Source organism: Marinagarivorans sp., from assembly GCF_982758155.1.
In genome coordinates, this window is sequence record NZ_CEXWTU010000374.1 from 1 (window position 1) to 2,751 (window position 2,751).

At 38.7% G+C, this 2,751-nt stretch carries 3 protein-coding genes; all 3 read right to left on the minus strand.

What is annotated here, in order from left to right; all coding sequences use genetic code 11:
* Window positions 1–515: hypothetical protein (locus tag AC3A8L_RS21005; RefSeq protein ID WP_487964234.1), on the minus strand; the 515-nt coding region annotated here is incomplete at its 3' end.
* A gap of 45 nt (window positions 516–560) precedes the next feature.
* Window positions 561–1,505 carry a hypothetical protein gene (locus AC3A8L_RS21010; protein WP_487964235.1) on the minus strand — a complete coding sequence of 315 codons (945 nt, stop codon included), beginning with the start codon at window positions 1,503–1,505 and terminating at the stop codon, window positions 561–563.
* A 21-nt stretch (window positions 1,506–1,526) separates the two neighbouring features.
* On the minus strand, window positions 1,527–2,751 hold a 1,225-nt coding region (locus tag AC3A8L_RS21015), incomplete at its 5' end, for a hypothetical protein (protein ID WP_487964236.1).

Sequence of the window (2,751 nt, forward strand, 5' to 3'; positions counted from 1 at the left end):
GGACCATCTGTAGCAAACACCTCATACTCTTCCTTAGACACGAAAACGTCTCCTGCAGAAGCTTTTGGATACTCTTTACCTGGAAGAGAGGTGATGGTTTTTAAAGTAGTATTGAGAAGGTTGTCTGCATACTCTTTAGTGATTAGGTTTTTATCTGAAAAGCTAAATTCTCCTGAGTACTCTAAAGGAGCCTCCACAGAAGAGCTTCCATCCACTTTGACGGCGTGAGCAACCTGAGTGTCTACATACATTTTCGTAGCTGCGTGCAGAGGTTGGATAGGATCTTTAGTAATTAAAGGTTTGCTCAACCTGGGGTTAGTTTTGTCTAGGGCGGTCTTACTAACCTTGCTTTGTAAGGCATTTAATTTGTTAGCTGTAACCTTTACGGAGGACGTGAGAGATTTTAGAAAGCTCTCTTTACTTACTTTTTTTGTAATTCCGTTTTGGACTATAACCAAAAAATCTCCTGCAGACGCAGTAGATATTTCAGGAAGTTTAGATATTTTTATACTCATAATTTTTATTAATTAAATATCCGATAGATATTATTAGTGTTTTCCTTATCCCTCAAGGTTCTCCCCTGACTCTGTACTTAACCCTCCCATATCTGAAAAAAGTATATCTGACGTTTGCTCCCCCTCAACAATGGATGACCCCTCAGAGTCTATAACATAGTTGACGTCCTCAGACTCATCATATACAATCCTCAGCTCTGCCGCTATAACATCTAAAACTCTGAGTAAAGATTCTACATCTCCTGGAGGGATGTGGTTGGTTTCCTCAACTTTTGAAACACCTCTTACAAATAGTCTTGGAGAACTAGTAAATGAAATTCCTCTAGAGCTTGATTCTATAGAAGATCCATTGTACAGTGCTGTATCTCTAGCTTTTATCTTTACAACTCCATTTGAAAGAGCTGCAGAAAATACACTATCCCTCGAGTTAACTGCATTTACTATATTAGCTTTAAGTCTTTCTACGGCTAGGTGTATTTGCGCATTTGTTTCCACCCCTGTTGTATAAGGGATAACATTCGATACTATACCAAAAACGGTGATAGAGTCTGTAAGCACTCCTGTAAAAATTTCCGCAAGACCGTTAGTCCCATTTGAGAGTCCCCAGTTAGGTTCTAAATAAGCAATTGTTGCTGTATTCCCATACACATCTGTAGTATACAAGTGTAAGGGGTTTTTAGCGAAGGTAAAAAACCCTTGTGGCCCTCCCTCAAGACTCCCCTCTCCTGGAGGGGACCCTATATAAGCCTCTATTTGTATATCCTCTAGAGCGATATATGTAGTGTCCTTTCCTTCAACTTTAGTTGAGGGCCTAGACTTACCTTCTACATACGACACCAATACAGACAAAAGGTTAAATCTATTTATTTTATCCCTAGTCTTATTTCCCCCACCTATAGCACTGGTAAGGTTTAGGGTGTTTTTGTAGAGAGCTTTTCTAGCTTGCAGGTACTTTTTATGTATTATATCAATAATGTTTACACTCATCATTTTATATATTAATGCGTAAAGTTACAAATTTTTAAGTACTGTACTGTATATTTTACTAAATTTTTTTGGAATTCTCATAGTATTTATATATACACTGCTCCTCTTAGGTAAATCTTCGAACCTTTTTAAAGCCCTACTTTCTATTAAGTTTAATGGAGTAGTACTGTCGGGCATATCTCCTGCCTGCAGCCCTAACGCTGAATGAGAAAAGTAATGTCCAATAAACGGCAAATTATCTGACAAGTAAAGTTCGTTCCCGTAGGTATAAAAAGGACCTGAAACCTCATAAGAGATTAAAACAACTTCCTCTTCTTCTACCTCCTCTTTAACCCCCCTATCAAACCCTGCTGAGGGAGAATCCTCTGCAGTACCGCTTAAAGGCGCGTAAGATATTGCAACGTCCATGATTGTCGGAAAGTAGTGAGTAGTTGTTAGTCCACACCCTCTTTCAGTTCTAGATCCTCCTCCAAACAAAAATGAAAACTCATCCTTTTGATCGTACAAGGTATCAACTCCTAAAGAGATCTCTTCCGAAAATTCCATAAAATCTCTAACTTTTATTATGGCCTTAGACACACTAGTAGGGTTAACTCCCCAACCATACGCCGTAGTTGGGAGGTCTACATCTTCTCCTGCATAACTCTTGACATAGTCTATGTAAGCCTCGATATAGTGTATCTGATCAGGGCTATAAGTTATCCTCGTCCCGCGAGTCTCTATCTCTAATTCTGTATCGTAAGCTTTACTAACTTTATTAACACTGGAGAATCTGCCTGATCGAGAGGGGTGATGAGGGAGGCTTACGCATAATTGACTTTTATCGTAATAAGCCCCATACCCTGAAGGCAAATAGTCCGCAGAGAGTGTCGGAGAATCTCCATTAATAGTAAGATAGTTCTTCATGATAAGATCATATATCTCTGACTTAATTGTAGAGTGTATAAAGTACTTAGCATGCTTTTTAATGTAGTCATCGCCTTCTTGGTAAGGATATATCTCTGACAGCGCTTCATTCGTAATTTCGTCTAGATTTATGTGGTCATAAGATAATGCTCTAAACTTAGGGGCGTACTGCATCGCGTTTGTTAAATCCAAATAAGTAATGTTTGAATATCCGTCCAGAGGGAGATCATTCAGAATTCCGTCTGGATGAATTAAATTCGATCCATCTAACCTATATAGTTGGGGGTTGTTGTACGAATACTTTGAAGGCTGTAAAGGTTCAAATTTAAATCCTAAAACCTCT

Coding starts and splice junctions, on each gene's coding strand:
- AC3A8L_RS21010 (WP_487964235.1), bottom strand. CDS start 1,505: ATGATGAGTGTAAACATTATTGATATAATACATAAAAAGTACCTGCAA.